Below are 23542 nucleotides of genomic sequence, written 5' to 3'. Positions count from 1 at the left end.
CAACATGCACGCCCGATTCGACCTTGGTGATTCCACCACCGCGCTGGCCCGGCAGCTCGAACACTATCTCGACGCCTATCCCGACGAAACGCGCACGTTGCTCGGCCTGCCGGCCGGCGCCGCGATCGGCGTCGAGGTGCTCGACGAGGAACTGCCCGTCAGGCTCGAACAACACACGCATGCGGCCACGCTGCGCATCGGCCGGCACGACGCGCAACGCGTGATGGCCTACACGCGCAGTTGCAACTGGGCCAACGGCATCGTGCTGGTGCCGACGCTGGCACGCCTGGTGTTTGCCGGTGCGTTCGACGGTCTGCGGGCCGGAGCGCCCCGCGCGATGCGCGCGTTCGCGGCGTCCCGCCAGCCCGACCCGACCCGTAACCTCGGGATTCTGTGGGGCGCCTTCAACCTGCTGAGCCTGGCCGGCTGGCTGACCCTCGATCGCGGCGACGAAGACGCCGAATATGCGCTCACTCCCGCCGGCGAATATGTCGTCGCGTGCGTCGAGCACGCCCGGCCGCTGTTCGAGCAACTGGCGAATGCAACGTCGGTGCTCCAGCATCTGCACGCACTGTGTCATCGAACGCGCGTGGCGGCCGAAGACAGCCTGCTGTATGCGCGGCTCGCGCGGGCCTGCGTGGCGGGCTGGCCGGAGCTTGCGCCCCCGGCCACCGACCTGGAGCGCCAGGTGAACGGACAGCTGCGCACGGCGATGGACGGCCTGCTGCTGGGCCCGACCTGGGTCGCGCTCGACATGCCGGTGTTCGACAGGCAGCCGGATGGCCAGTACGTGCAATCGGCGCCCGGCATCCTCGGCAAGCTCGACGAGCAGCCCGGCGGGGTCGCGGTGGGCGCCTGGACACAGGCGGACCCTGTCGTCCTGGACGCGGCATGGGCGCTGATGGGCAAGTTCGGCATGGTGGAAATCGACCAGGGAAAGGTGCGCCTCACCGAGTCGGGCCGGATTCACCGTCCGATCGCCGCGCCCTATGCGGGGCTGCCCGCGTCGTATCTGCGTTCGTATGCGCTGCTCGACGAGCTCCTGTTCGGCAACCCCGATCCGCTCGATATCGACAGCGACGGCCACATCGATCGCGTGATGAACGTGTATGCGTCGAGCGGCGCCGGATCGGGGCCGGCGTCGCAGGAAATCACGACGAAGATCCTGCGCGAGCTGTTCGACGACACGCCGCTGGATCGCCAGCCCGCCGGCATCGCCGACATGGGCTGCGGCGACGGCAGCGCGGTGAAGCGCCTGGCGGAATACGTCATCACGTCGACGCGGCGCGGCCGGCACCTCGCCGACTATCCGCTGCTCGTGATCGGCGCCGACTACAACGCATCCGCGCGCGGCCGCGCCGCCGCCACGCTATCCGCGCTGAAGGACATCCCCGGCGTGCAGGTACGCGTGATCGCCGCCGACATCTCCCAGCCCGACCGCTACGACGAAGCCGTGGCCGACAGCGGCCTGACCGTCACGCAACCGGACGGCAGCGTGCGCCCGGCGCGGCTGAGCGACCTGCTGCACACCTTCATGTTCCTGGTCCACAACCGTCGGCTGGGCATCCGGCGCAAGGATGCCGCCGAAGCGATCCTCGAGCGCCATCTCCGCACCGTCGATCGGGCACGCCTGCGCGCGGTGATCGACCAGCACTATGCGGGGGCCCTGACGGTATCGGATCAGGAAGCGTTGCCGATCGGGCTCGAACAGATCAAGCGCGCGTTCAAGGTCGCGTACAGCGACGCGGAAGGGCTCGTTCCCGGTTACGTGGCGGCTGCGGATCTGATCGATTTCCTGACCCGCTGGAAACGCCACGCGAAGCATGGCTTTCTCATCGTGGAAGGACATAGCCCGTGGGCGGAGAACCTGTGCGCGCGGGCGCCGGGCGGCCCGGACACGTGGTTGCGCACCGAGCAGCTTCCGTCGGTGTTCAACTGGGGCATGCATTTCGTGTCGCGCCAGTTCATGGCGCCGTTCAACGAATTCACGCTCGCGCTGACCCTGGCCGGCCTGCGCCCCGACAGCCCGATTTACGGGCGGATTCATCCGGAGGGGTTCCCGGCGCCCGATTTGCTGAGCGACTACCGGTTCTTCAGTATCGCGAACTACGTTGCCGATACCGGCACGGATCGCTAGCGCGGTGGCGGCGCGTGATGCCGACGCGCCGCGGCCCTCGAACCTGCACTCGAGGGCCGCTCCCTGTTCCCTGCTCCCTGCCCTGGCGGGTTGGGCGCCACGCCGGCCGGCGTCCGCTCACGCGGCGCCGGCCCGTGCCGGTCAGCGCTTCGCCGGCACCGGCGGCTCGCCCGCCGTCGTCGCGTTGCGTGCCCAGTCGGCGAACTCGGTGTCGTAGCGATTGCCGATGTACGCGACATGGTTTGCGTAGCCGTCGTAATCGCCCACCCGGAAGCGCGACACGATCGTGTCGACGTCCGCGCGATGGCGCTCGAACATGAAGCGCGTCGCCATGTAGCCCCACCGGTACGCGCGCGTGACGTAGTCGCTCGACGCGTAACGCGTGCCGAGCACGTCCGAGAACCGGTAAGCGCCCGCGCGCACCGCGTCGATCGACTCCTGGTTGTCGTTCCTTCTCGACAGATACTCGGCAACGCCTTCGATCCACCACACGGTCGGCTTCGCCGTGCTCACCGAGAAGTCGCCCGCCATGTCGTAGCGGCCGTCGAGATAGTGCGTGAACTCGTGCTCGAGGTTCCACACCTTGAACTCGGGACGCAGCCACGATGCCTCGTGCGCGATGAAGCGCGCCTGGTTGCCGGGCGCGGACGGATCGCCCTCGAGATACATGCCGCCGTTGTCGGTGCTGATGCCGTAGATCACCGACGCGTATTTCCGATAGTTCGCGTAGTCGTCGAAAATGACGAGTTCGATCGTGTCGTTGCGATCGCCCGCGACCGGCTTGCGCCCGGTCTTCATCATCCGGTGGAAGTAGTCGTCCTGCCGCGCGACCGCCGTGCAGACCGACTGCAGCTGCGGCATCGTCATGTCCTGCGCGAGAATGCGCACGCCCGTGTTGCAGGCGTAGCGATTCGGGAGCACCGTGTCGGACAGCCGCTTCTTGTAGTCGCAGGTTCCGTAGTCCGCGCAGTTGCCCGGATCACCGTAGTCGACCGCTTCCGCCGCCGCGAGCCAGAGATCGCTGTCCGTGCCCGTCATGCTCGTCGACGCGAGCATGTCCTGGATCATTTTCTTCACGCGCGGCTTCTGCGCCGGATAGCGGAGGAAGCGAAACGTTTCGCGCGCCGCGTCGGCCAACTGATAGGCGGCGCTCGTGTTCGACAGGCTCGCGCGGTTCGCGGTGACGAAGCGGTTGAGCGTCTCCGGGAGCGTCGCGTCGCTGTCGAGCATCGGCTGCGCGCCGTTGCGCTGGTGCGCGTAGAAGAACACCGTGAGCAAACCGGTGAAGCCGCCCGCCGCACTGCGTTGCAGCAGCGGCGCCGCCGCCTGCGGACTCGCCGCGCTCACGGTGTACGACGCGATGCGGTTCTTCAGCGTCGGCAGGTAGTACGCTTCGTCCCGCATGTTCGTGATGAGCTTCATCAGCTCGTTCGCGGTGCTCGGCGCACGCGAATTGTCGCGATAGAGCGCATCGCCCTCCAGGCTTTGCTTGATATACGGGCGCAGCGACACCGCGAGATTCGGAATCGGGTTCGCCATGCCCGATACATCATATTGGTAATAAGCGGAACGCAGATAAATCAGCAAATTGACCAGGATCAAATTGCTCGCGTCGTATTGATAGATTTCCTGCACGAAACGACTCGCGACAGCGTGCACGTTTTCGGCATTGAAGATCTGTGCGGCCTGCGCTTTATCGACCGAGAACAGGCCGTAATGGCATTCGTAATCGGGAAGATTCGCGATGTAATCGGCGAGTGCCGCGCCGCGATACTGCGTCACCACCGACATGTCATGGCAATCGGCGCCCGACGTGCTGCGCTTGCTGCGCGTGGCCGGCTGCTTGAGCTGCGACGGTTTGGTCAGCGCCGCGCGATCCTGCTCGCTGAGCGGCAGGTTGTACTGCGCCTGCTCGGGCGACACGGGCAGATTCTGCGGCACGCGAGGCATGCGCGCCTGCCTGGGTTGCATCTGCTGCGCCGGCTCGGTACTGGCCGATGCGGCGCCGGCCAGTCCGGCGAATACCGACCACACGACGACGGCCGGCCAGCGGCGGTTTTTCTGAAGCACTTCGTTTATCGTCACTTTATTTTATGCCGGTTGTTTTTGGGCAACCAAGATATAGCATTACATATTGAAACGTCAATTTAATCGATATGAAAGATATCACCATTAATTATCTTAACTATTTGATGATTTAAATCGATTCCATAAACAATTCAATCGACCGAATTGTCGAGTACCGCCCCGCTACGCATACGCCGCGTGCCGCTCGGCGCCGATTTCGGCAACCGGCGTCGTGCCCAACTTGCGCACGATCAGCATCGCGATCTCCAGCGACTGCTCGTAGTTCAACCTCGGATCGACGGTCGACTTGTAAGCGCGGGCCAGATCGGCCTCAGTCAGGTTGCGTGCACCGCCCAGGCATTCGGTCACGTCTTCCCCGGTCAGCTCCAGATGCACGCCGCCCAGATGCGTGCCGCAGGCGGCATGAATGTCGAAGGCAGCCTCGAGCTCGGCGCGAATGTTCTCGAAGCGCCGTGTCTTCACGCCGCCCGGGGTCGTTTCACCGTTGCCGTGCATCGGATCGCAGCACCACAAGACACGCCGGCCCTCGGTCTTGACGGCACGCAGATGCTTCGGCAACTCCGCTTCGATCTTCGCCGCGCCCATGCGCGTGATGAGCGTCAAGCGGCCGGCCTCGTTCGCGGGGTTCAGCGCGTCGATCGTGCGCAGCAACTGGTCGGTACTCAACCCGGGCCCGATTTTCAGGCCGATCGGGTTGCGGATACCGGAGCAATATTCGACATGCGCGCCGTCCAGCTGCGCGGTGCGCATGCCGATCCACGGAAAATGCGTCGACAGGTTGAACCAGCCCCAATGCCGATGCACTTGCCGCGCCATCGCCTCTTCGTAGTTCAGCAGCAGGACCTCATGCGACGTGTAGAAATCGACTCTCGCATCGCTGCCGGAGGGCTCGCCCGCGAGCGCCTCCATGAAGCGCAGCGATTCGCCGATCGAGTGCGTCATCTTGCGATACTCGCCGTAAAGCGGCGAATGCGATGCCCAGGCCAGGTCCCAATGTTCGGGGTGGTGCAGATCGGCAAAACCGGCATCGCTCAGCGCGCGCACGAAATTCATCGTCAGCGCCGATCTGGAATGCGCCTCGAGCAGGCGCTGCGGGTCGGGCTCGCGCGCGTCTTTCGTAAAAGCGCTGCCGTTGACGATGTCGCCGCGGTAGCAAGGCAGCGTCACGCCGTCACGCGTTTCGGTATCCGCCGAGCGCGGCTTGGCGTACTGGCCGGCAAAGCGGCCGACCCGAACGACCGGCAGCATCAAGCCATGCACGAGCACCAGGCTCATCTGCATCAGCACCTTGAGCCGATTGGCGATGATCGGCGCCGTGCAATCGGCGAAGCTTTCCGCGCAGTCGCCGCCCTGCAGCAAGAAGCATCGTCCCGCCGCGGCGTCTGCGAGCTTGCGTTTGAGCGTCAGCACTTCCCATGCGGCGACGAGCGGCGGCAGTGCCTGCAGCTGTGTCAAGGCGCGATCGAGCGCCGCCGCATCGCGATAAGCCGGCTGTTGCAACGCCGGCTTCGTCTTCCAGGAAGCCGGCGTCCAATTCTCGGCCACACGCGCCGAAGAGAGATTGCATTCCACGGTTCCACTCCCAAAATGAAATGCTGCCGATCGAACGGGTGTCGTCGCCTGGCATGCAGGCGACGCCCACGCTCCGTGCAGCTACAGCTTGACGAGCACCGTGCCCAGATAACGTCCGCTGGACGTATCGCACAACGCGCCCGGCGCGTCATCGAGGCCGTCGATCACCGTATGCGGGAACACGATCTCGCCGGCGCGCAGCCACTGCGCGAAACGCTCGAACCATTCGCCCTTCGCCTCCGGATTGGCGTCGGCGCTGTAGCCCCGCATCGTGATCCGCTTGAGGAGAAATTGAACGGTATCGATTTCGGCAGGCGCGGTCCGCCCCGTTCCCGTCGCGGCAAGCTGGCCCGACAGCGCGCCGAGGATCAGGAAGCGCGCCTCTTCGCGGGCGGCCGTGACGGCCGCCTGCAATTGTTCGCCGCCGACCGAATCGATCAGGACGTCGATGCCGCCCTGCGCCGCTTCGAGCAACTGCTCCGCGAACGGCGTGCTGCCGCCACGCATGACGGCGGCGTCATACCCGAGCTCGGAAACCAGGCGTCGTGCCTTTTCGCGCGAACTCGTGCTGCCGATCACGCGCCCTGCTCCCAGCCGCCGCGCGATCTGTCCGGCCATCGCGCCGATCGCGCCGGCCGCGCTCGTGACGAACACCGTGTCGCCCGGACGGATCGTCACGCCGCGCGTCAGCGCCGCGTAGGCGGTCCAGCCGTGCCCCAGGTAGCCGAGATAACCGGCGGGCTCCGGCAGCGCCTCACCGACGCGCTGACAGCCCCATGCGGGCACCACCGCATAGTCTCGCCACCCGTGGAAGTGCGTGACGATGTCGCCGGACGACAACCCGCTGCCGGCAGGCGCGTTCACCACCTCGCCGAGCGCTTCGCCCATCAGCGCGTCACCCGCCGACAAACACGGAAACGGCACACCGGGCACGTCTTCCGCGCCTTCGCTGATCATCGCGCGCAAGGAAGCCGAGACCAGGAAATAGCGATTGCGCACCAGCACGTCGCCCGGGCCGGCCGCCGGCGCGGCGGCGGTGACGATTTCGAAATCGTCCGGTGTCGGCAGGCCTTTGAGCTTCGCCTTCAAGCGCACGTCGCGCCGCATGGGAATCGACGGATTCATGATCCGCTCCCGCCGGGCGCCGTGCGCGTCGATGAGGCGAACCAGCCCGCCGGGATGCGCGCGACGCTGCGGCCGTAGGCTATTGTCGGATCGTCCGAGGCATGCACGGTCGCCGTCCAGCCGTATCGGCCGAGCCAGTCGCGCACATCGTCGCGGGACGAGAGCCAACGAGCGCCCTGCGATTCGACGCGCGCACGGGCTTCCTTGCCCTCGTCGCTCATCATGCGCGCGGCGAGATGCTCGAGCATGAGCGCGCTGCCCGGCGCCGACAGGTCGGCCACCTGACGGATCAGCGCATCGCAGTCCGTGTCGCGCAGATACATCAGCAGCCCTTCGATGAGCCAGATCGTGGGCTTGGCGGGATCGAAGCCGGCCGCGCGCAACGGGCTCGCCCAATCCGAGGTCAGATCGGCGACGAGAGGCCGCCAATCGCACTGCAGCGGCAATCCGGCCTGTTTCATGAGCTCGCGCTTGAAAGTGATGATGTCGTCGAGATCGAGCTCGAACCAGCGCGTGCCGGACGGACAGGCCAGGCGCGCCACGCGGCCGTCCATGCCGGCGGCCAGCGTGACGACCTGCTGTATTCCGCGGCTCAGGTTCGCGCGAATGGCATCGTCGAAGTAGCGCGTGCGGACGACGAAATATTGCGGAAAGTTCGCACGCCGCGCGACTTCGCTGACGTGCTCGTGCGTCGGCGTGCCGGCCAGTTGCTCGATCAGCGCTGCAGCGAACGGATCGTGAAACAAGGCATCCGGGCGCAGGCTCTCGGCATGACGTTGCCAGGCAATGAACAGTGCGGTTTGGCCGACGCCAACCGGAATATCGAAAGTAGACACAGACAGGTTCCTTATCCGCAAGAGAATCAAGGTTGGAGTTGCATGGTTTTCCAATCGTCGCCATTGCGTTCGTACCTGAGGCGCCGGTGAAGCCGGTCGGAGCTGGCGGCCCAGAATTCCATCTCGTGAGGCTCGAGCCGGTAACCGACGAAGCGCGGCGGCCGCGGCAACGCGACGCCGAGCGCGAGCAGCTCGGCGGCGTGCGCGAGCAGCGCCTCGCGGTCGACGAGCTCGTCGCTCTGGTGCGAGGCGCTCGACATCGCGTGCATCGGCACCGAGCGTCCGAACCAGAGCTTGTCGTTCTCGCTTTCCTCGAGCGGAACCGCCTGGCCGGAAATCATGATCTGCTGCCCGGTTTCGCGCCAATACAGCAAGCCCGAGGCCCAGCCCGTCTCCGTGAGTTCGCGTCCTTTGCGGCTCGTCGAATGCGTGCAGAAAATCACGCCGCGGTCGTCGATCGAGGAGAACGCGATGATGCGCGAAGACATGCGTCCGTCGGACGTGGCGGTCGCGAGCGCGAGCGCCTTGGGCTCGCGGACGCCCGCGGCATCGGCCGCCGCGAGCCAGCGCTTGAGCAGCGTGATCGGCTCGGACGGCGGGTCGTCATATTCGGGGAACAGGACATCGACACGTCCCGTGAGGCTTTCGAATCGACTGGTGTTCATGGCTATGTTTTCTTGATGGCAAAAGACGGGGGCGACACTAGACGCCCAGGCGGCCGCGCGCGACGACGACACCGTGACCGCTGACCTCGACCGCCTCGATGCCGTGCTCCGAGCCGTTCACCCGCGCATGCATGTGCGAGGGGCGCCTGATCTCGACGCCTTGGAGAATATGCAGCGGCTCGCCCCACGAAATCAGTCCGTGGCGGGCAAGGTGAATGGCGATGGGGCCGGCGGCGGAGCCCGTCGCCGCATCCTCCACGACGCCGTAGGCCGGCGAGAACATCCGGCAGCGCCAGTGGTCGCCCGCCGGGGCCAGGCACATGGCCGACATATCCTCGAATTCAGCCAACGCGCGATGGTCCGGATGCACGTCGGAAAGCGCCGAGGCGTCGGGCAACGTGACGAACACGTGGCGCGGGCCGTTTCGATAGGCCTCCACGGGCAACACCGACGCTTCGACGCCGAGCGCTTCGAGCAGACGCCCGGCTCGATCAAAGCGCGTCCACGTCGGGATCGGCTGCTGCATGGTGACGTAAGCCTCGCCGGGCGCATCGGATCGCACATCGAACGGCACGAGCCCCATGCCCGTCTCGAACACGAAGCGATCCTGCGCCTTGACGTGCCTGAGGGCCACGGCCGTGCCCAGCAGCGGATGGCCCGCGAACGGCAGCTCGTTGACCGGCGTAAAGATGCGCACGTGCACGTCGCCACCCTGCTTCGACGGCATCACGAACACCACTTCCGACAGATTCATTTCGCGGGCGATCCGCTGCATGCGCTCCGCCGGCAGCGGAACGTCGACCAGGAAGACCGCAACCGGGTTGCCTTCGAGCGGCGTGCGCGTGAAGGCGTCAACGACGATGTAGTCGACGGGATGCGACGCATGGATCGGCGCCGCCGCGTGTGTATTCGCGTGCGATGCTGCCGGTTCGAGCGCGCGCATGCGTGCCGCGATCTCGCCGCTCGCGGCGCTTGCCTCCACCGAGAAGCGCAGCCGCTCGGCAACCGGCAGGCCGATCAGCGTCTGCGCATCGTTCGGCGGCAGTAGATGCGCGGGCGGACGCTCGCCGTCCCAGAGCATGATCGCGCCCCAACGATTCCTGTCTTCGTCGGCGATCCAATGCTTCTCGCGCAAGCCCGGCACGTTCGACCAGCGCGCGAGGGTGCTGTCGTCCACACGCGCCTTCAGCGATTCGATACTCTGTTCGGAACCGTCGAGGTTCCACCAAACGATGTCGACAATCATGAAACGCGTGTCCTGTAGGGTTCGATAAAAAGCGTGAAGAGTCGTCAGGCCGTCACCGATGTCAGGCGTTTTTCGCGACGTATCGCGTGTGTGATGGCTTCGCCGAGAATGCGCGGCCCGTCGACGGTCAAGACCGATTCGGCGTGGAATTGCATCGAGCTGAACGTCGGACCGCGCAAGGCATGCACTTCACCCGTGCGCGGATCGCGGCTGATGGCCAGCGTGCCGACGCCGTCGATTTCCATTTCGTCCCGGACGGTCCGTGCGACATACGTGTTGTAAAAGCCCACGCGCTCACGCTGGCCGAACAGATCGATCTCGACCTGGATGCCCTGATTGGGTACCTCGCACCGCACGAGCGGAATGCCGAGGATGGCGTTCAGGATCTGATGGCTCAGGCAGACGGCCATGAACGGCTTGCCCTCGTCGATGAGATGTCGCAGCCACGTGTAGAGGCGGGCGATGCGCGGATCGCCGGCGTCGCTCGGGTCTCCCGGGCCCGGCCCCATGACGACGACGTCGTAACGCGCAAGGTCCACCGCGTCGTGAACGCCGCACACTTCGGTGGCGAGGCCGAGCGACGACAATTGCTGGGCGATCATCGCCGTGAAGTGATCTTCGGCGTCGACGATGAGCGCGCGGCAACCGCTCAACTCAGCCAACTCATCGGCCATCCCGCCTTGTCGCTCGCCATATGGCCGAAACCAGAAGTCCGCGATGCCTTTGTTGCGCTCGCGCAGCGCCGCCTGCACCGATGGATGCTGTCCGAGCGCCGGGCCGGCTTCCGGCGGATCGAATGCGTTCGACAGCGCGGCCACCTTGGCATGCGTCTCCATGACTTCCGATACCGCGTCCGAATGCCGGACGAGCGTCGAGCCGACGCCGATGCGAACGTGGCCGGCGCGATCGATCTCCGCGGTGCGGATCAGGATGGCGGAGTCGAGCGTGCGCTCGCCGCGCGCATCGCGGCCGATCAGCGCTGCAATGCCGCTGTAGTAGCCGCGGCCGGCCCGCTCGTGCCGCGCGATCACGCGGGTCGCGCTTTCGATCGGACTGCCGGTGACCGTCGGCGCAAACATCGTTTCGCGCAGCAAGTCGCGGACATCGGCCTCCGTGTGCCCGACGATGAAATATTCGGTGTGGGCGAGCCGCGCCATCTCGCGCAAGTGCGGCCCCGTGACCTGCCCGCCGACCGGGCAGATGCGCGCCATCATCTTGAGCTCTTCGTCGAGCACCATGTACAGCTCGTCGGATTCCTTACGATCGCCGAGAAAAGCGTTGATCCCGTCGATCGTCGGCCCGCTTTGCGGATATCGATAAGTCCCGCTGATCGGGTTCATCGTCGCGCAGCCTTCATGCAGCGTCAGGTGGCGCTCCGGCGTCGCGCCGACGAACGTGCGTTCCCCGGTATGAATCACGAAGATCCAGTACGCGCCGACCTCCCGGCGCATCAGGCGCTTGAAGACCGCCAGCGCCTTCGCCGGCGAATAGTCGTCGAGATCGCCCTCGAGCGTGCGCTTGATGACGAAGTTCGAGCCCGCGCCGGTGCCGATCTCGTCGGTGATGACGCGCTCGACGATCTCGGCGTAGGCCTCGTCGTCGATATCGAAGTGACGCTCGCCGAGCGCGGTATCGGCATCGGGAATGGCGGCGAGCGCAAGCTGCGCGGGCACCGTTTCGTGCTCGTCGCAGGTGATGGCGACGAGCGGAGCGCCGTCGTCGTGAGTCGTGAAGCCGCGCTCGCGCAGCTGCCGGTACGGCACGAGCACAAGCAGCTCCTGACGGTCCGCACCGGCCGCCGTCGGCGCGGCCAACGGAAGCTCGGCCAGGGAGGATGGATAGGAAACCGCGCCGGCGAAGACGTCGATCGTCGCGCGCTCCCCGGCGCTACCCGTCGAACGCGCGATCAACGCGAAGCACGGCGCTTGTCCGTGGAGGACGCGCTCGAAAAGGTTGCGGTTCGGAGCGGCGTTCATGCCAGCGCCTCCTCGGTACTCACCACCTTGCCGCAACGCTGGGCCACGTATTCCAGGGCCTGGTGATGATGGTCTTCGGAAAAATCCGCCACGCCATCGGCGACGAAGAACGGTTGAATGTCGTTCGTGAACGCATCGACGGCCGACATCATTACGCCGATGTGCGCGTAGACGCCGCACAGCATCAGCTGATCGCGGCCGCTCTCCCGCATGCGCTCGCGCAGGTCGGTGCGAAAAAATGCGCTGTAGCGCCACTTCGTCAGCATCCAGTCGTCCGGGGACGGGCCGACGGCCTCGGTGACGTCCCGATCGGCCGGCGTCGTCTCCATGCCCGGCCCCCAAAAATCGCGCAGCAAACCGCGTTCCTTCTCGGTCATGCGCCCGGGATGGGCCGTGTACGCGACGGGAATACCGGCCTGCTTGCACCGTTTGCGCAGCGACGCGACATTGGTCGTCAACCTCTCGCGCAGCGTCGGCGGCAACGGCGAAAGGAAATAGTTCTGCATGTCATGAATGAGCAGCAACGCGCGCGACGGGTCGACACGCCATGACACGACATTCTCGGGCAGGCTGCCCGAATCGGGCAGCGCGTACGGTTGAATCGACGGGATCCCAGCCATTCGTCTCCTCCATTGATTATGCGTTAGCTCGGCAGGCCATCCCGGCGCACTTCGGGAACCTCGATACCCAGCGAACGGAATTGCTCGCAAGGGTTCATGAATTCGCGCTGCTCCTTGATCAGTCCGTTTTCGAAGCGGAACGAGTGAAGGAAGTGATTGCGGTAATAGCCTTGGGGGTAGCCGGGGAAAATAATCGCGCCTTCGCCGCGGCACTCGACCCAGAACCAGTTCGGGTCTTGCGTCTCGAAGATCTGGATGTCGGTCCAGACCCAGTCGGGGAAGCATTGCAGCGACCACACGGCGTGCTCGCCGAGCTTCTCGCGGCCGCGAATCGCGATCGGCTGGCCGCTGTCGGTCGTCCACAGGCCGCCGACGCCATCTTCCGTGAACAGCAGGTGGCGCTTGAGCCGCGCTTCGCCACGTGTGTGCATGTACTGCTCCACGATCTTCCGGTTGTGCTGCCGGGCCGCGACGTGCGCGTGATTTTCGAGGGATTCGACGTCTGACATGCAAGCTCCTGAAGTCAAAGGGGGCCGCCCCGCCGGGAACCGGGAGGCCGCGTGGGATTACACGAGGTAGCTGATTTCGCGCGGGTCGAGGCCGACGAGCGCGCGGCCGTAGACAAGTTGCGGAATGCCCATCCCGAAGCCCGCGTGGCGGCTCGCCACGTTCAGATCGCGCCAGATCAGCTGCAGCGGATTGGATTCCATGAAGGCGGCGCTGCCGTAGGCCGTCATGAGGCGATCGATGGCCTCGCGGCACAGGCGCGTGACGCGCGTCGATTCCATCCGGAAGCGCGAACGCGTCACTTCGTCGGGCAGGACGCCGGCCAGTGCGTGGTGTTCGACCGTTTCGACGATGCGGCGGGCGTGCAGTTGCGCGCCGTCGATCATCATCGAAGCTTCGGCGAGATCGGTCTGGAACGCCGGCGAAACAGCCTGGCTCTTGAACGTGGACGAGGCGACACGGCGCTCGTGGGCCTGATCGCGCACGAGTTCCAGCGCGGTGACGATCGCCCCGAGTTGCGGTCCGAGCAGACCGATCGACAGCAAACCCGAGAACGCGCCGCTATATAAACGGTGCCGTTCCGACGGCGGGCGCGACCGACCCTGCACGATCGGCGCGTAAGGCGTCACGCGATGGCGCGGAATGAACAGCCGGTTCGCGACGACCGTGTTGCTGCCGGTGCCGCGCATGCCCGTGACATGCCAGGAGTCGCGGACTTCGAGCGCGCTCATCGGCATGAGGACCAGGTTGATCGTCTCGTCGTCGGCATCGACGCCTTTCGGGATCAGCGCGCCGATCCATTCGGCGTGCAGGCTGCCCGACGCGTAAGCCCACTCCCCCGTCACCACGACACCGCCGTCGACGCGTTCGACCTGGGCGCGCGAAGGCGCAATGATGAGCGCGGTGCGCGTGTCGCGGTTGCCGCCCCACACGTCGTCCTGCGTACTCTCGGGGAAGTGAGCGATCATGTAGTTGCCCATGTTGAGCACGCTCGTGACCCACGACGCCGAGCAGCAGCCGCGCCCCAGCTCGTAGCAGACGTCGAACAGCGTGGCGGGACCCGCTTCGTAGCCGCCGAGCCGGCGCGGCGTGAAGAGCCGCATCAGCCCCGCCTCGGTCAGCGCGGCGACGGCACGCTCGGTCAGGCGGCGCCCGGTATCGGCAGCGCGCGATTCTTCCGCGAGCACGCTGGCGACTTCTGCCGCCTTCGCGACCAATTGCTCGTGCTCGACCACCGATTCATCGAGCGCAATGGCGTCATGTCCGGCCGAATTCCCTTCCTGCAAGGTGCGTTCATCTGTCATTTCTCGAGTCGTGCACTGCGAGGTTTGTATCGTACTCACGGCGTCTCCAGAATAAACTTACAATCTTTATTGTTGAAAAATTCAAAACAATAATGGTTGCGAGAAACTTAACCACCAATTAACCATGAAATCGAAGCAAAAAAGAGCCATCACCTTTATTGGTCGCACCCTGAATCAGGAAAATATCTGGCAACAGCATCCATTAGATCCACACCCGGCTTTGCCTTGCCACTCTAAAAAAGGCATTTTTATTTCAATGTCATTAAATGATGATTACGTTTTTATTTAAACCAACCGGGAATGTCAGTCCTTCGCGAGCCACGCTGCCTCGTCGAATTCCAGTTCAAAGCCTGAGTGATGGGGCCTCTTGGGGCCTCTGTACGCAACGGAACGCCGCACAAGCTTTTCAGCTTCGCCGGCACTTCCGACTCTCGGTGCTATTTAGCGGGCGCCGAGCAACATCCAGCAAATCGAGCCAGGTGTTCGGAATAAACCGGTTTCATAAGATTGCCCGCCCCATTTAAATTCACGAATATAAATCCCACCCCATTATGTTGCGCATTTCTATCACACCCATAAATGACGGTTAAGCGTAGGATAAATTCAAGCAAGTATCACCTGTCAAATTTGACGGGGATAACCCGTCAATCCGAATGAGACTGCGAGTGAAATATATTCGGAGATTATTTTAAAAATCCAATCGACATGCCAGAATCTGATCCATCAGCCGAGCGCGCAACCAGGTTTGACGAACGCTTCGTGAATGTCGGCTCGACGCTCAAAACGAATGCGAAGACGACGAAATGTGCCGAGCCCGCTACCGTATTCCGTCAGGCGCTTCGCGTCGTGCTGTAGCTGACCGACTTCGGCACCGGCCGATGGCGTCATGTTCATCCGGCAGTTCTCGGTGCAGCACACGGTGGTCAACGACGGCGCGTACGACCATGCAGCGTTCGTGCCCAACGCATCGACGCTGATGTACGCGTTGCCGGCGGGCAAGCCGTCCTAGCAATGGACGCCGGCCGACGTGCCGGCCAGCCTGCCGTCACAAACGGCCACCTAGCCGCCCCTCGGCGCCATGAACTTCATGGACGTGCAGATCAACGCGTCGGTGACCGGCCGGGGCCCCTATCCCGAAACGGTGACGGGACGCGGCATGCTGGAGCCCTCGATCTATTTCCTGCAGGACAACTACGGTTTCGTCGCCCCGAAGCTGCGGGACACCGTGTTCGACTACTACCGGGATATCGTGAAGATCGGCAAGGCGATCGGCGCGCGGCAGGCGAGGGATACGGCGAACACCCTGAGCACACATCCGGGCGCCACCGCGATTCCCGAAACGGTGGTGTTCCATCTCGTCACGCCGGCCAACGTGATGAACACGATCCAGACCTGATCGGCGCGCGCGTCGGATCGGCATCACTCGTGGTTTGCGAACCGCGCGTAGCGGTATGGGCGGCGGGCACCAACCAATAGCGGTTGATCCGCGGCGAATGACGGACGCGAATATTGCATTCGAAAAAAACACCCCATGCTCCGGGACACATCATCCGGTCATCTGTAGCCAGCCCTGTTCACGGTAACGTCGAGATCAGATTCGCGGCAATCTCGGCGGCACGCTGTTTTTCCCCGTCATCCAGTCGCTTGGCGATTCGCGCCTCGACGATCGCTGCAGCAGCGCCATACCTCTCCAGACCCGGCACCGCATCGAAACTCGCGCGCGAACGCGCGATCCACGCGGCGCCGAGGGCTCGGTCTCTCGGCAGACCGTTGCCGGTCAGGAACCGCATGCCGACCGCATACTGCATGAACGGATCCCCGCGCAACGCCTCGTTCAGGCTCGACAGCCCGTCCCACTGGCGGTTGGCAGCCGCGATCGCGCTGGCGGGCGAGTCGCTCCATAGCGTGGCAGCCGGATCGGCCGGCACCAGCCAGCGCTGCTCGCCGGCCGAATGCCCCGTGTCCGTGTCCGTGTCCATTGCCGGCGCGAGGCTGCGCAGCGCAAGCGCGATCTCGGATACCGCCGAGCCACGTCGCGCCGCGCGGCGATGCCAGTCCATTGCGACCGTTTCGTCCCGGGGCACGCCGTCGCCCGTTTCGTACATCAGCGCAAGATCGCTTTCCGCCCACTGCGATCCGGCAGACGCCGCACTGTTGAGCCACGTGGACGCTTCCTTCGGATCGCGCGCGACGCCGCGACCGTGCAGATAGGCGATTCCCACCATCCGCTTCGCGTCGGTGCTCGTCGGCGCGGCACGCAGTGCCCATGCGAACGCTTCGTAGTCGTCGGTGCGACCGCCGAGCCCGGTCGACAGATGCCACGCGAGCGAACCTTGCGCCGACACGTTCCCCTGCTCGGCCGCGCGGCGAAACCAGTACGTCGCCGCATCGAAATCCACCGGGACGCCGTCGCCCAGATCGTACGCATCGCCGAGTGACGACTGATACGCCGGCTCGCCGCGATCCGCGAGTTTCCATTGCCAGTACGCCCGCTCGTCCGCGGCAACGAGGCCGCTATCGGCCGACGCAAGGACGCGCATCGCGCCGACATTGCTGCCGGCGGCCGTATGGCACCAGCGCGCGGCCTCGGCCGGACGGCGCGGCGTGCCATTTCCATCCAGATACATCGCGCATAGCATCGCCTGCGATGCAGCGTCGCCCAGCTTCGCCCCGCGCGAGAACCAGTCGAATGCGATCGCCGGCTGCGGACCGCCCGACTGCCCGCGCCAGTACACCGTGCCCAGCGCCGAATACGCGGCGGGCACCTTGCGGCTCGCGAGGTCCTCCAGCCATTGAAGCCCCGTCCTGCCCGCGAACGACGTGTGGTGCTCGCTCAGGTAGAACCCGGCCGATACGCCGGCAGCCGGATCGCCGGCGTCGGCGGCCTGCTTCAGGTAGCGCAATCCCGTCTGCTCGTCGCGCGGCACGCCGGCTGTACCCGTCAGGTACTGATGGCCGACCCACCGCGCCGCCTCGATGTTGCCGTGGTCCGCGGCAAACCGGAACCACTGCATCGCCTGCGTCCGGTCGACGCTCGTGCCTTCTCCACGCCATGCCATGTTGGCGGCCATCAGGGCGGCCGCTTCGTCACCGCGATCCGCGCCGCGCGTGGCCAGCCGAAAGGCCTTGCGCATATCCACCGGCTCACCGTCGCCGCGTGCCGCGTAACGCGCGAGATTGGCCGCCGCGGCGCCATTGCCCTGCGCATCGGCTTTTTCGAACCACGGTTTGGCGGCGACGGGATCCGCCTGCGTCCCCAGGCCGTTCTGCAGCATTGCGCCGAGATCGTTCTCGGCGACAGCCAGCCCATCGTCGGCCGCGCCCTGCATCCATCCCAACGCGGCCTCTTGGTCGACCGGACCACCGCGGCCGAACAGATAGAGGTTCGCCAATGCGTAACGCGCCCGTGTATCGCCGGCGAGCGCCGCCTTGCGGTACCAGTCGCGCGCCTTCGCGTCGTCGCGCGGCACACCCGTCCCGCTTCCGTACAACTCGCCGAGCCTGCGCTGCGCGTAGATCGAGCCGGCGCGCGCCGCGGCCGAAATCAGGCTGAAGCCGCGCTGCGCGTCGCGCGGCACACCGATGCCCGCGAGATAGAGGTTGCCCAGCACCGCCTGCGCTTCCGTGTGGTTCTGGTCCGCCGCCGCGCGCAGCCACGTCGTTCCCTGGCCGACATCGCGCGGCACGCCGTCGCCCCGGACCAGCATCAGGCCGAGCACGAACTGTCCGTCCGCCTGGCCGCCCGCCGCGGCGCGCGACAGCCACGCCGCCGCGACCACCGGGTCGCGCGCCACCCCGCGCCCCGCCAGCGCGAATTTCCCCGCGTTCGCCGCGCCCGCCGCCGACCCGCCCTCGGCAGCCTTCACGAAGTACCAGTAGGCGGCAGCGTTGTCGGCCGGTTGCCCGTCGCCGTCCGCGCGCATCCCGCCGAGCTGGTTGGCCGACGCCGCGTCGCCGTCGCGCGCCGCCGACGCGAACCACGCGTATGCCGCCGCAGAGTTCCGCGGCAGCGCGACACCGTCGTAGTAGAGGTAGCCGAGTGCGCGCCTGGCCGGCGTCGAACCGTCGCTCGCCGCCGATTCGAGGATCGTCATCCCGCGTTTCAGGTCCGGTCGAGCCGCGTAGCCATGCAGCACCATCTGTCCGTAGAGCGCGCGGGCCGTCAGGTTGCCGGCCTCGGCTTCCTGCCGGCAAAGGCTGCGAATCTGCACGGGTTTGTCCTTCAGCAGGAGGCTGTCGAACCCCGCGTTCAGCGTCACTACGCATGGCGTCGTGTCGTCGTGGACGGAAACGGACCCGGCGCGTTGCATTGCCGGCATCGCGGCAGGCAACGGCCCGGGCCGAGGCGCAGCGGCGCTGCCGAACCCGATGGTCAGCCCCGCCATCAGCCCTGCGGCTCCGACCGACCGTTTCAGCGCGGGCCCGACGCAGTTGAACCGCCGCACCGCCGGAACGCGCGGCCGAGGTTTGCCCACCGGCCTCATGGCTTCACGATCGTGACGTTCTTGATGATGACGTCGGTTCTGCCGGCCTCGTCATCGATCGTCTTGCTCAATTCGATCCCGTAGTCGGCCAGCCATGCGGAACGAACCCGAGACGTCGTCCCATCCTTGCGTACCTCGCTGCAGTCGAGATTGACGGCATTGCCGGTCAACGTCCCGAAGATCGTCGACGCCGGTTCGGTCTTGCCGATCTCGCATCGCCGGGTCAGTTGGCCGCGGCTCGACGGTTGGGGCAGAGCGAACTCGATGCGTTTGCCCTCGGCCAAAGGCGCGTTCGCCACCGCGATTGCCGACGCATCTTTCAGCATGCCGAGCCGCTGTGCATCGAAACGGCCTTGAACGCTCTGGCCCATGAGTTCCGCGATACCCGACGTCAACCCGAAGTAGGACCAGTCAGTCGCGCCGGAACCATCGCGCGTGGTCATCAATTCAGCGACCACGCCGTTATTGCGCCTATTGACGTAGGTGTCGACATACGGCCCTGCGGCCTTCGGCGTCGTCTTGTTCACCCATTCGCCGTCCACGATCAAGCGCGAATACGGCAGCGGCCGGCTACCGTCCGGCGGCAACTGGCTGCGAATCGCCTCCTGCAGGCGCCGCTCGTCGAACACTTCGTCCAGATACGCGTCCGGATCGGCCAGCACGGTCTCGCTCGCCGACTTGCCGCCGGAAATCATCTTGAAGAGTTCGTAGGTGATGCGTTGCTGTTCCGGCTCCGGAAGCTTGTCGATCATACCGACGGCAAACGCAATCGCCTCGCAGGACTTCGACGCGCCGGGCTTCGAAAGCGACGCCGGCAGCTCGATCGTATTCATGCGTGCGTCGACGTCGAGCAACTCGGCCACGGTGTAATGCTCATCCCCGGACGCCGTGCCATCGCGATTCAACAGGATGTCCATCATCTCCAGCACACCCTTGAGCGACTTCGACGGGAGCGTCTTCGCCAGCGCCGCCAGATCCTTGCCGCCGATGTCCGGCATCGCGCAGTTGTTCCGCGATCCGCGCGCCATATCCGCCGTCACCCGCAGGGCCTTCAGCCGCGCGGCCGGCGGCAGCATCGTGTCGACCAACCCGGGCGAGCTGCTGCGCAGTGTCGTCAATCGCGCGAGATAACCGGGTTCCTGCACGATTCGGGTGAACCACGCGATCAGGATCTGCCCGTTGTCCGAGTCTGGATCCACCCCGATCTGCGCAATATATGCGCGCGCACGTTCACTGATCTGTGCGGGCGTCAGGTTAATGACCGGATTCGCCGCTGGCGTGGAAACCGCCGGCTCCGCAGGCGCGCTCTGCACGCCCAATCCATATGCCGTTGCGGTCGCGATGGACAGCAACACCCCGAAAAGGCCTGTTTTTATTTTCATCTTGTCGTCATTCGATTGCGTTGATCGGCCGAGCGCGATTTCGCCCCGGACTTTCGCCTGAAATCCAGCGCGCGAACGTCCGGGACCGTACCGATGCGCCGGTCGCGCGCAGCTTCGCGTGTTGCGACCGCGTTGTCAATGGCGCGCGCTCGGCGACGCACCACCGCGGATCCGGTCCCGTTGCGATGCTGTCGTGTCGGGGTTGCCGCGCGAATGTTCGGGGAGAACCAGGCAAACGCTCGACGGCGCTCACGTTGCCGCGTCAGCTGTCTTTTATCTTTCGACGGAGTACGGTCGACGCTCATCCCCGCTTGTGCGCGTTCCCAGCCGAACGCACCGCTTCTCGATGCCGCACATGGCGGGCCTGTTCGACAGGCACGGATGATGGTTGCACAGACGAAACCGCGTGATTCTCAAGAATTGTCAAGGCTCAAGCTGACGCAGCGGTCTCGAAGGCAACGCACCTCTCCTGCCCGCCCCCAATGAAAAACGCGGGTGGCGAACCGCACCGGATGAACTACACCATCCGGCACGACTCGCCACCCGTGCTGAAGACTTCGCGGTGCCCTGCTTACTTGCTGTAGTCGTACACGCCGCGTCCCGTCTTGCGCCCCAGCCGGCCGGCCGTCACCATCTCGCGCAGCAGCGGGCACGCGCGATACTTCGGATCGCCGAAGTCCTTCACGAACACGTCCATCACCGCGAGGCACACGTCGAGGCCGACGAGGTCGGCCAGCGCGAGCGGCCCGATCGGGTGGTTCGCGCCGAGCTTCATCCCCGCGTCGATCTCCTCGGCCGACGCGATGCCTTCAGCCAGCACGAAAAACGCCTCGTTGATCATCGGCACGAGAATCCGGTTCACGACGAAGCCCGGCGAGTTACGCACGCCGATCGGCGACTTGTCGAAACGCTCGGTCAGCTCGCGCACCGCCGACGCGGTCGCTTCGCTCGTCTGCAGCCCGCGGATGATCTCGACGAGCGGCATCAGCGGCACCGGGTTGAAGAAGTGCATGCCGACGAAGCGCGCCGGATCGGCGAGCGGCGCAGCGAGCGCGGTGATCGAGATCGACGACGTGTTGGTCGCGATGATCGCGTCGGGCCGTGCGACGGCCTCGATCTGCTTCAGGATGCGGCCCTTCAGCTCGACGTTCTCGGTCGCGGCTTCGATCACGATATCGACCGACGCGAGCTGCGCGTAGTCGGTCGACGTCGTGATGCGCGCCAGCGCCGCATCGCGTGCGGCTGCGTCGAGCTTGCCCTTCGACACGAGCCGCTCGAGGCTGCCCTTCAGCGTCGCGACGCCCTTCTCGAGCGCGGCGTCGCTGACGTCGATCATCACGACGTTGAGTCCCGCAACGGCGGCGGTCTGCGCAATGCCGTTGCCCATGGTTCCGGCGCCCACGACGCCGACAATTTCGATGGCCATGAAATTTCCTGTGTGTTCGGGTGCTGAGCGGTCGATTATCAGATGTTCTCGAAGATCGCCGCAATCCCCTGGCCGCCGCCGATACACATCGTCACGAGCGCGTAACGCCCGCCGATGCGCTTCAGTTCGTACAGCGCCTTGACCGTGATCAGCGCACCAGTCGCGCCGATCGGGTGACCGAGCGAGATGCCCGACCCGTTCGGGTTGACCTTCGCCGGATCGAGGCCGAGCTCCTGCGTGACCGCGCATGCCTGGGCGGCGAACGCCTCGTTCGCCTCGATCACGTCGAGATCGGTGATCTTCAGGCCCGCGCGTTCGAGCGCCTTCTGCGTGGCCGGCACGGGGCCGATGCCCATGTATGCCGGATCGACACCCGCGTGCGCGTACGCGACGAGCCGGGCGAGCGGCTTCACGCCCTGCGCGCGCGCGGCGTCCGCGCTCATCATCAGCACGGCCGCGGCCGCGTCGTTGATGCCCGATGCGTTGCCGGCCGTCACCGTGCCGTCCTCCTTCTTGAACACCGGGCGCAGCTTCGTGAAATCGTCCGCGCTCGCGTCGTGACGCACGTGCTCGTCGGTGTCGAACGCGACCTCGCCCTTCTTCGTGCGGATCGAGATCGGCAGGATCTGGTCCTTGAAGCGCCCTTCCGCGATCGCGCGCGCCGCGCGACGATGCGATTCGAGCGCCAGCGCGTCCTGCGCGTCGCGCGAGATGCCGTACTTCGCCGCGACGTTCTCGGCGGTCACGCCCATGTGGATCGTCTGGAACGGGTCGTGCAGTGCGCCGAGCATCATGTCGACGAGCTTGCCGTCACCCATGCGCTGGCCGAAACGCGCGGCCGGCACCGTGTACGGCGCGCGGCTCATGTTTTCCGAGCCGCCGCCGATCGCGACATCGGCGTCGCCGAGCATGATCGTCTGCGCGGCCGACACGATCGCCTGCAGGCCCGAACCGCACAGGCGGTTCACGGTCAGCGCGGGCGTGTGCTGCGCGACGCCGCCGTCGATCGCCGCGACGCGCGCGATATACATGTCCCTCGGTTCGGTGTTCACGACGTGGCCGAACACGACGTGCCCGACCGCATCGCCCGACACGTTCGCGCGCGACAGCACTTCGCGCACGACTTTCGCCCCGAGGTCGGTCGGCGAGAAATCCTTCAGGCTGCCGCCGAAATCACCGATCGCGGTACGGACACCGCTCACCACCACGACTTCTTTCGCTGCATTGCTCATCGTCTCACTCCGGTTCGTTCGCGCCCGCAGGCGCGGGGATACGTTGCGTTACATGTTCGGGTAATTCGGCCCGCCACCGCCTTCCGGCGTGACCCACACGATGTTCTGCGTCGGGTCCTTGATGTCGCAGGTCTTGCAGTGCACGCAGTTCTGCGCGTTGATCACGAGGCGATCGCTGCCGTCGTCGTTCTTTACGAACTCGTACACCGCCGCCGGGCAGAAACGCCCTTCCGGCCCTGCATACGTGCGCAGGTTCACGTTCACCGGCACGTTCGCATCCTTCAAGGTCAGGTGCGCCGGCTGGTTCTCTTCGTGGTTCGTGTTCGAGATGAACACCGACGACAGCCGGTCGAACGTCAGCTTGCCGTCCGGCTTCGGGTACTCGATCGGCTCGCACTGCGACGCCGGCTTCAGCATCTCGTGGTCCGCNTGCTTGTGNTGCAGCGTCCACGGCACGTTGCCGCCCATCACCTTCTGCTCGAGCCCGACCATCAGCGTACCGAGGTACAGGCCCTTGGCCATCCACTGCTTGAAGTTGCGCGCGCGGTACAGCTCCGTGTACAGCCACGATTGCTTGAAGGCATCCGGGTACGCGTTGAGCTCGTCCGACTGGCGGCCCGCCTGCACCGCGTCGAACGCGGCGTCGGCGGCCAGCATGCCGGTCTTGATCGCCGCGTGGCTACCCTTGATCCGCGACGCGTTCAGGAAGCCCGCGTCGTCGCCGATCAGCGCGCCGCCCGGGAACACCGTCTTCGGCAGCGACAGCAGCCCGCCCGCCGTGATCGCGCGCGCGCCGTACGACACGCGCTTGCCGCCTTCCAGGAACGCGCGGATCGACGGGTGCGTCTTGTAGCGCTGGAATTCCTCGAACGGCGACAGGTACGGGTTCGTGTAGCCCAGGCCCACCACGAAGCCGACCACGACCTGGTTGTTGTCCATGTG

General features: G+C 65.6%; 20 protein-coding genes and 1 pseudogene. 4 read left to right on the top strand and 17 right to left on the bottom strand.

Going from position 1 to position 23542, the window contains the following annotated elements; translation table 11 throughout:
• Positions 1–4: 4 nt before the first annotated feature.
• Complete coding sequence (locus ABY44_RS40010; RefSeq protein ID WP_060174783.1) at positions 5–2137, top strand: hypothetical protein; 2133 nt, start codon at positions 5–7, stop codon at positions 2135–2137.
• A gap of 141 nt (positions 2138–2278) precedes the next feature.
• Here ABY44_RS40010 and ABY44_RS40005 read toward each other — a convergent pair whose 3' ends face one another.
• From ABY44_RS40005 to ABY44_RS39960, 10 genes are all read right to left on the bottom strand, one after another.
• Positions 2279–4216, bottom strand: coding sequence for a collagenase (locus tag ABY44_RS40005; RefSeq protein WP_059697252.1), 1938 nt, complete (start codon positions 4214–4216; stop codon positions 2279–2281).
• 171 nt (positions 4217–4387) lie between these two features.
• A complete protein-coding gene (locus ABY44_RS40000; protein ID WP_226254748.1) occupies positions 4388–5770 on the bottom strand; it encodes a class II 3-deoxy-7-phosphoheptulonate synthase in 1383 nt (460 codons plus the stop codon).
• Between the two features lie 108 nt (positions 5771–5878).
• The gene (locus tag ABY44_RS39995; protein ID WP_059856077.1) at positions 5879–6922 is read right to left on the bottom strand and encodes an MDR family NADP-dependent oxidoreductase; all 1044 of its coding nucleotides are present in this window, start codon (positions 6920–6922) and stop codon (positions 5879–5881) included.
• A complete protein-coding gene (locus tag ABY44_RS39990) occupies positions 6919–7758 on the bottom strand; it encodes a class I SAM-dependent methyltransferase (RefSeq protein WP_059697239.1) in 840 nt (279 codons plus the stop codon). Before ABY44_RS39990 ends, ABY44_RS39995 begins: the two co-directional genes overlap by 4 nt.
• Before the next feature lie 26 nt (positions 7759–7784).
• Positions 7785–8495 (bottom strand): phenazine biosynthesis FMN-dependent oxidase PhzG, encoded by a 711-nt coding sequence (gene phzG, locus ABY44_RS39985; protein ID WP_226127189.1) that lies wholly within the window; start codon positions 8493–8495, stop codon positions 7785–7787.
• Positions 8461–9669, bottom strand: a complete 1209-nt coding sequence (locus ABY44_RS39980; protein ID WP_081066207.1) for a PhzF family phenazine biosynthesis protein — start codon at positions 9667–9669, stop codon at positions 8461–8463. The genes phzG and ABY44_RS39980 overlap by 35 nt, the downstream gene beginning before the upstream one ends.
• Before the next feature lie 44 nt (positions 9670–9713).
• Positions 9714–11645: an anthranilate synthase family protein gene (locus tag ABY44_RS39975; RefSeq protein ID WP_059697240.1), complete on the bottom strand. Its 1932-nt coding sequence runs from the start codon at positions 11643–11645 to the stop codon at positions 9714–9716.
• Positions 11642–12199 carry an isochorismatase family protein gene (locus ABY44_RS39970; protein ID WP_319000447.1) on the bottom strand — a complete coding sequence of 186 codons (558 nt, stop codon included), beginning with the start codon at positions 12197–12199 and terminating at the stop codon, positions 11642–11644. The genes ABY44_RS39975 and ABY44_RS39970 overlap by 4 nt, the downstream gene beginning before the upstream one ends.
• Positions 12200–12288: 89 nt before the next feature.
• On the bottom strand, positions 12289–12774 hold the full coding sequence (locus ABY44_RS39965; protein WP_059555908.1) for a phenazine biosynthesis protein: 486 nt from the start codon (positions 12772–12774) through the stop codon (positions 12289–12291).
• Between the two features lie 57 nt (positions 12775–12831).
• Complete coding sequence (locus ABY44_RS39960) at positions 12832–14076, bottom strand: acyl-CoA dehydrogenase family protein (RefSeq protein WP_217445054.1); 1245 nt, start codon at positions 14074–14076, stop codon at positions 12832–12834.
• A gap of 124 nt (positions 14077–14200) precedes the next feature.
• Between ABY44_RS39960 and ABY44_RS39955 the strand changes: the two genes are divergently transcribed.
• Entirely contained in the window at positions 14201–14365 is a 165-nt protein-coding gene (locus ABY44_RS39955; RefSeq protein ID WP_155633638.1) for a hypothetical protein, read from the top strand.
• A gap of 434 nt (positions 14366–14799) precedes the next feature.
• On the opposite strand, the pseudogene ABY44_RS39950 reads toward ABY44_RS39955, so the two are convergent.
• A pseudogene (locus ABY44_RS39950) lies at positions 14800–14919 on the bottom strand (IS5/IS1182 family transposase); the annotation flags it as partial.
• A gap of 43 nt (positions 14920–14962) precedes the next feature.
• Between ABY44_RS39950 and ABY44_RS39945 the strand changes: the two are divergent.
• Together ABY44_RS39945 and ABY44_RS39940 are read left to right on the top strand one after the other, a co-directional pair.
• Positions 14963–15085 carry a hypothetical protein gene (locus ABY44_RS39945; RefSeq protein ID WP_264162428.1) on the top strand — a complete coding sequence of 41 codons (123 nt, stop codon included), beginning with the start codon at positions 14963–14965 and terminating at the stop codon, positions 15083–15085.
• 69 nt (positions 15086–15154) lie between these two features.
• A complete protein-coding gene (locus tag ABY44_RS39940; protein WP_059697243.1) occupies positions 15155–15472 on the top strand; it encodes a hypothetical protein in 318 nt (105 codons plus the stop codon).
• A gap of 178 nt (positions 15473–15650) precedes the next feature.
• Here the strand turns inward: ABY44_RS39940 and ABY44_RS39935 are convergent, their stop codons facing one another.
• The 6 genes from ABY44_RS39935 to ABY44_RS39910 form a co-directional block, all read right to left on the bottom strand.
• The gene (locus ABY44_RS39935; protein ID WP_230948914.1) at positions 15651–18386 is read right to left on the bottom strand and encodes a tetratricopeptide repeat protein; all 2736 of its coding nucleotides are present in this window, start codon (positions 18384–18386) and stop codon (positions 15651–15653) included.
• A gap of 170 nt (positions 18387–18556) precedes the next feature.
• Entirely contained in the window at positions 18557–19942 is a 1386-nt protein-coding gene (locus ABY44_RS39930; RefSeq protein ID WP_063803102.1) for a hypothetical protein, read from the bottom strand.
• A gap of 571 nt (positions 19943–20513) precedes the next feature.
• A complete protein-coding gene (locus ABY44_RS39925; RefSeq protein WP_060174786.1) occupies positions 20514–21368 on the bottom strand; it encodes a 3-hydroxybutyryl-CoA dehydrogenase in 855 nt (284 codons plus the stop codon).
• A 38-nt stretch (positions 21369–21406) separates the two neighbouring features.
• Complete coding sequence (gene bktB / locus ABY44_RS39920; protein ID WP_042973147.1) at positions 21407–22600, bottom strand: beta-ketothiolase BktB; 1194 nt, start codon at positions 22598–22600, stop codon at positions 21407–21409.
• A 48-nt stretch (positions 22601–22648) separates the two neighbouring features.
• Positions 22649–23029 (bottom strand): 4Fe-4S dicluster domain-containing protein (locus ABY44_RS39915; RefSeq protein ID WP_431643639.1); only part of this gene is annotated, 381 nt, incomplete at its 5' end.
• Positions 23030–23039: 10 nt separating this feature from the next.
• On the bottom strand, positions 23040–23542 hold a 503-nt coding region (locus ABY44_RS39910; RefSeq protein ID WP_431643638.1), incomplete at both ends, for an NAD(P)/FAD-dependent oxidoreductase.

Source organism: Burkholderia sp. ZZQ-2 (assembly GCF_050768715.1).
GTDB classification, from domain to species: Bacteria; Pseudomonadota; Gammaproteobacteria; order Burkholderiales; family Burkholderiaceae; genus Burkholderia; species Burkholderia cepacia.
This window is presented reverse-complemented; position numbering and strand designations above follow the sequence as displayed.

What these genes read in the sequence shown, in the direction of transcription:
- ABY44_RS39960 (WP_217445054.1), bottom strand. Translation starts at nt 14,076, where the DNA reads ATGACAGATGAACGCACCTTGCAGGAAGGGAATTCGGCCGGACATGAC.
- ABY44_RS39930 (WP_063803102.1), bottom strand. Translation starts at nt 19,942, where the DNA reads ATGAAAATAAAAACAGGCCTTTTCGGGGTGTTGCTGTCCATCGCGACC.
- ABY44_RS40010 (WP_060174783.1), top strand. Translation starts at nt 5, where the DNA reads ATGCACGCCCGATTCGACCTTGGTGATTCCACCACCGCGCTGGCCCGG.
- ABY44_RS39980 (WP_081066207.1), bottom strand. Translation starts at nt 9,669, where the DNA reads ATGATTGTCGACATCGTTTGGTGGAACCTCGACGGTTCCGAACAGAGT.
- ABY44_RS39940 (WP_059697243.1), top strand. Translation starts at nt 15,155, where the DNA reads ATGAACTTCATGGACGTGCAGATCAACGCGTCGGTGACCGGCCGGGGC.
- ABY44_RS39975 (WP_059697240.1), bottom strand. Translation starts at nt 11,645, where the DNA reads ATGAACGCCGCTCCGAACCGCAACCTTTTCGAGCGCGTCCTCCACGGA.
- ABY44_RS39935 (WP_230948914.1), bottom strand. Translation starts at nt 18,386, where the DNA reads ATGCAACGCGCCGGGTCCGTTTCCGTCCACGACGACACGACGCCATGC.
- ABY44_RS39925 (WP_060174786.1), bottom strand. Translation starts at nt 21,368, where the DNA reads ATGGCCATCGAAATTGTCGGCGTCGTGGGCGCCGGAACCATGGGCAAC.
- ABY44_RS39945 (WP_264162428.1), top strand. Translation starts at nt 14,963, where the DNA reads ATGTTCATCCGGCAGTTCTCGGTGCAGCACACGGTGGTCAACGACGGC.
- ABY44_RS39955 (WP_155633638.1), top strand. Translation starts at nt 14,201, where the DNA reads ATGAAATCGAAGCAAAAAAGAGCCATCACCTTTATTGGTCGCACCCTG.
- bktB (WP_042973147.1), bottom strand. Translation starts at nt 22,600, where the DNA reads ATGAGCAATGCAGCGAAAGAAGTCGTGGTGGTGAGCGGTGTCCGTACC.
- ABY44_RS39965 (WP_059555908.1), bottom strand. Translation starts at nt 12,774, where the DNA reads ATGTCAGACGTCGAATCCCTCGAAAATCACGCGCACGTCGCGGCCCGG.
- ABY44_RS39995 (WP_059856077.1), bottom strand. Translation starts at nt 6,922, where the DNA reads ATGAATCCGTCGATTCCCATGCGGCGCGACGTGCGCTTGAAGGCGAAG.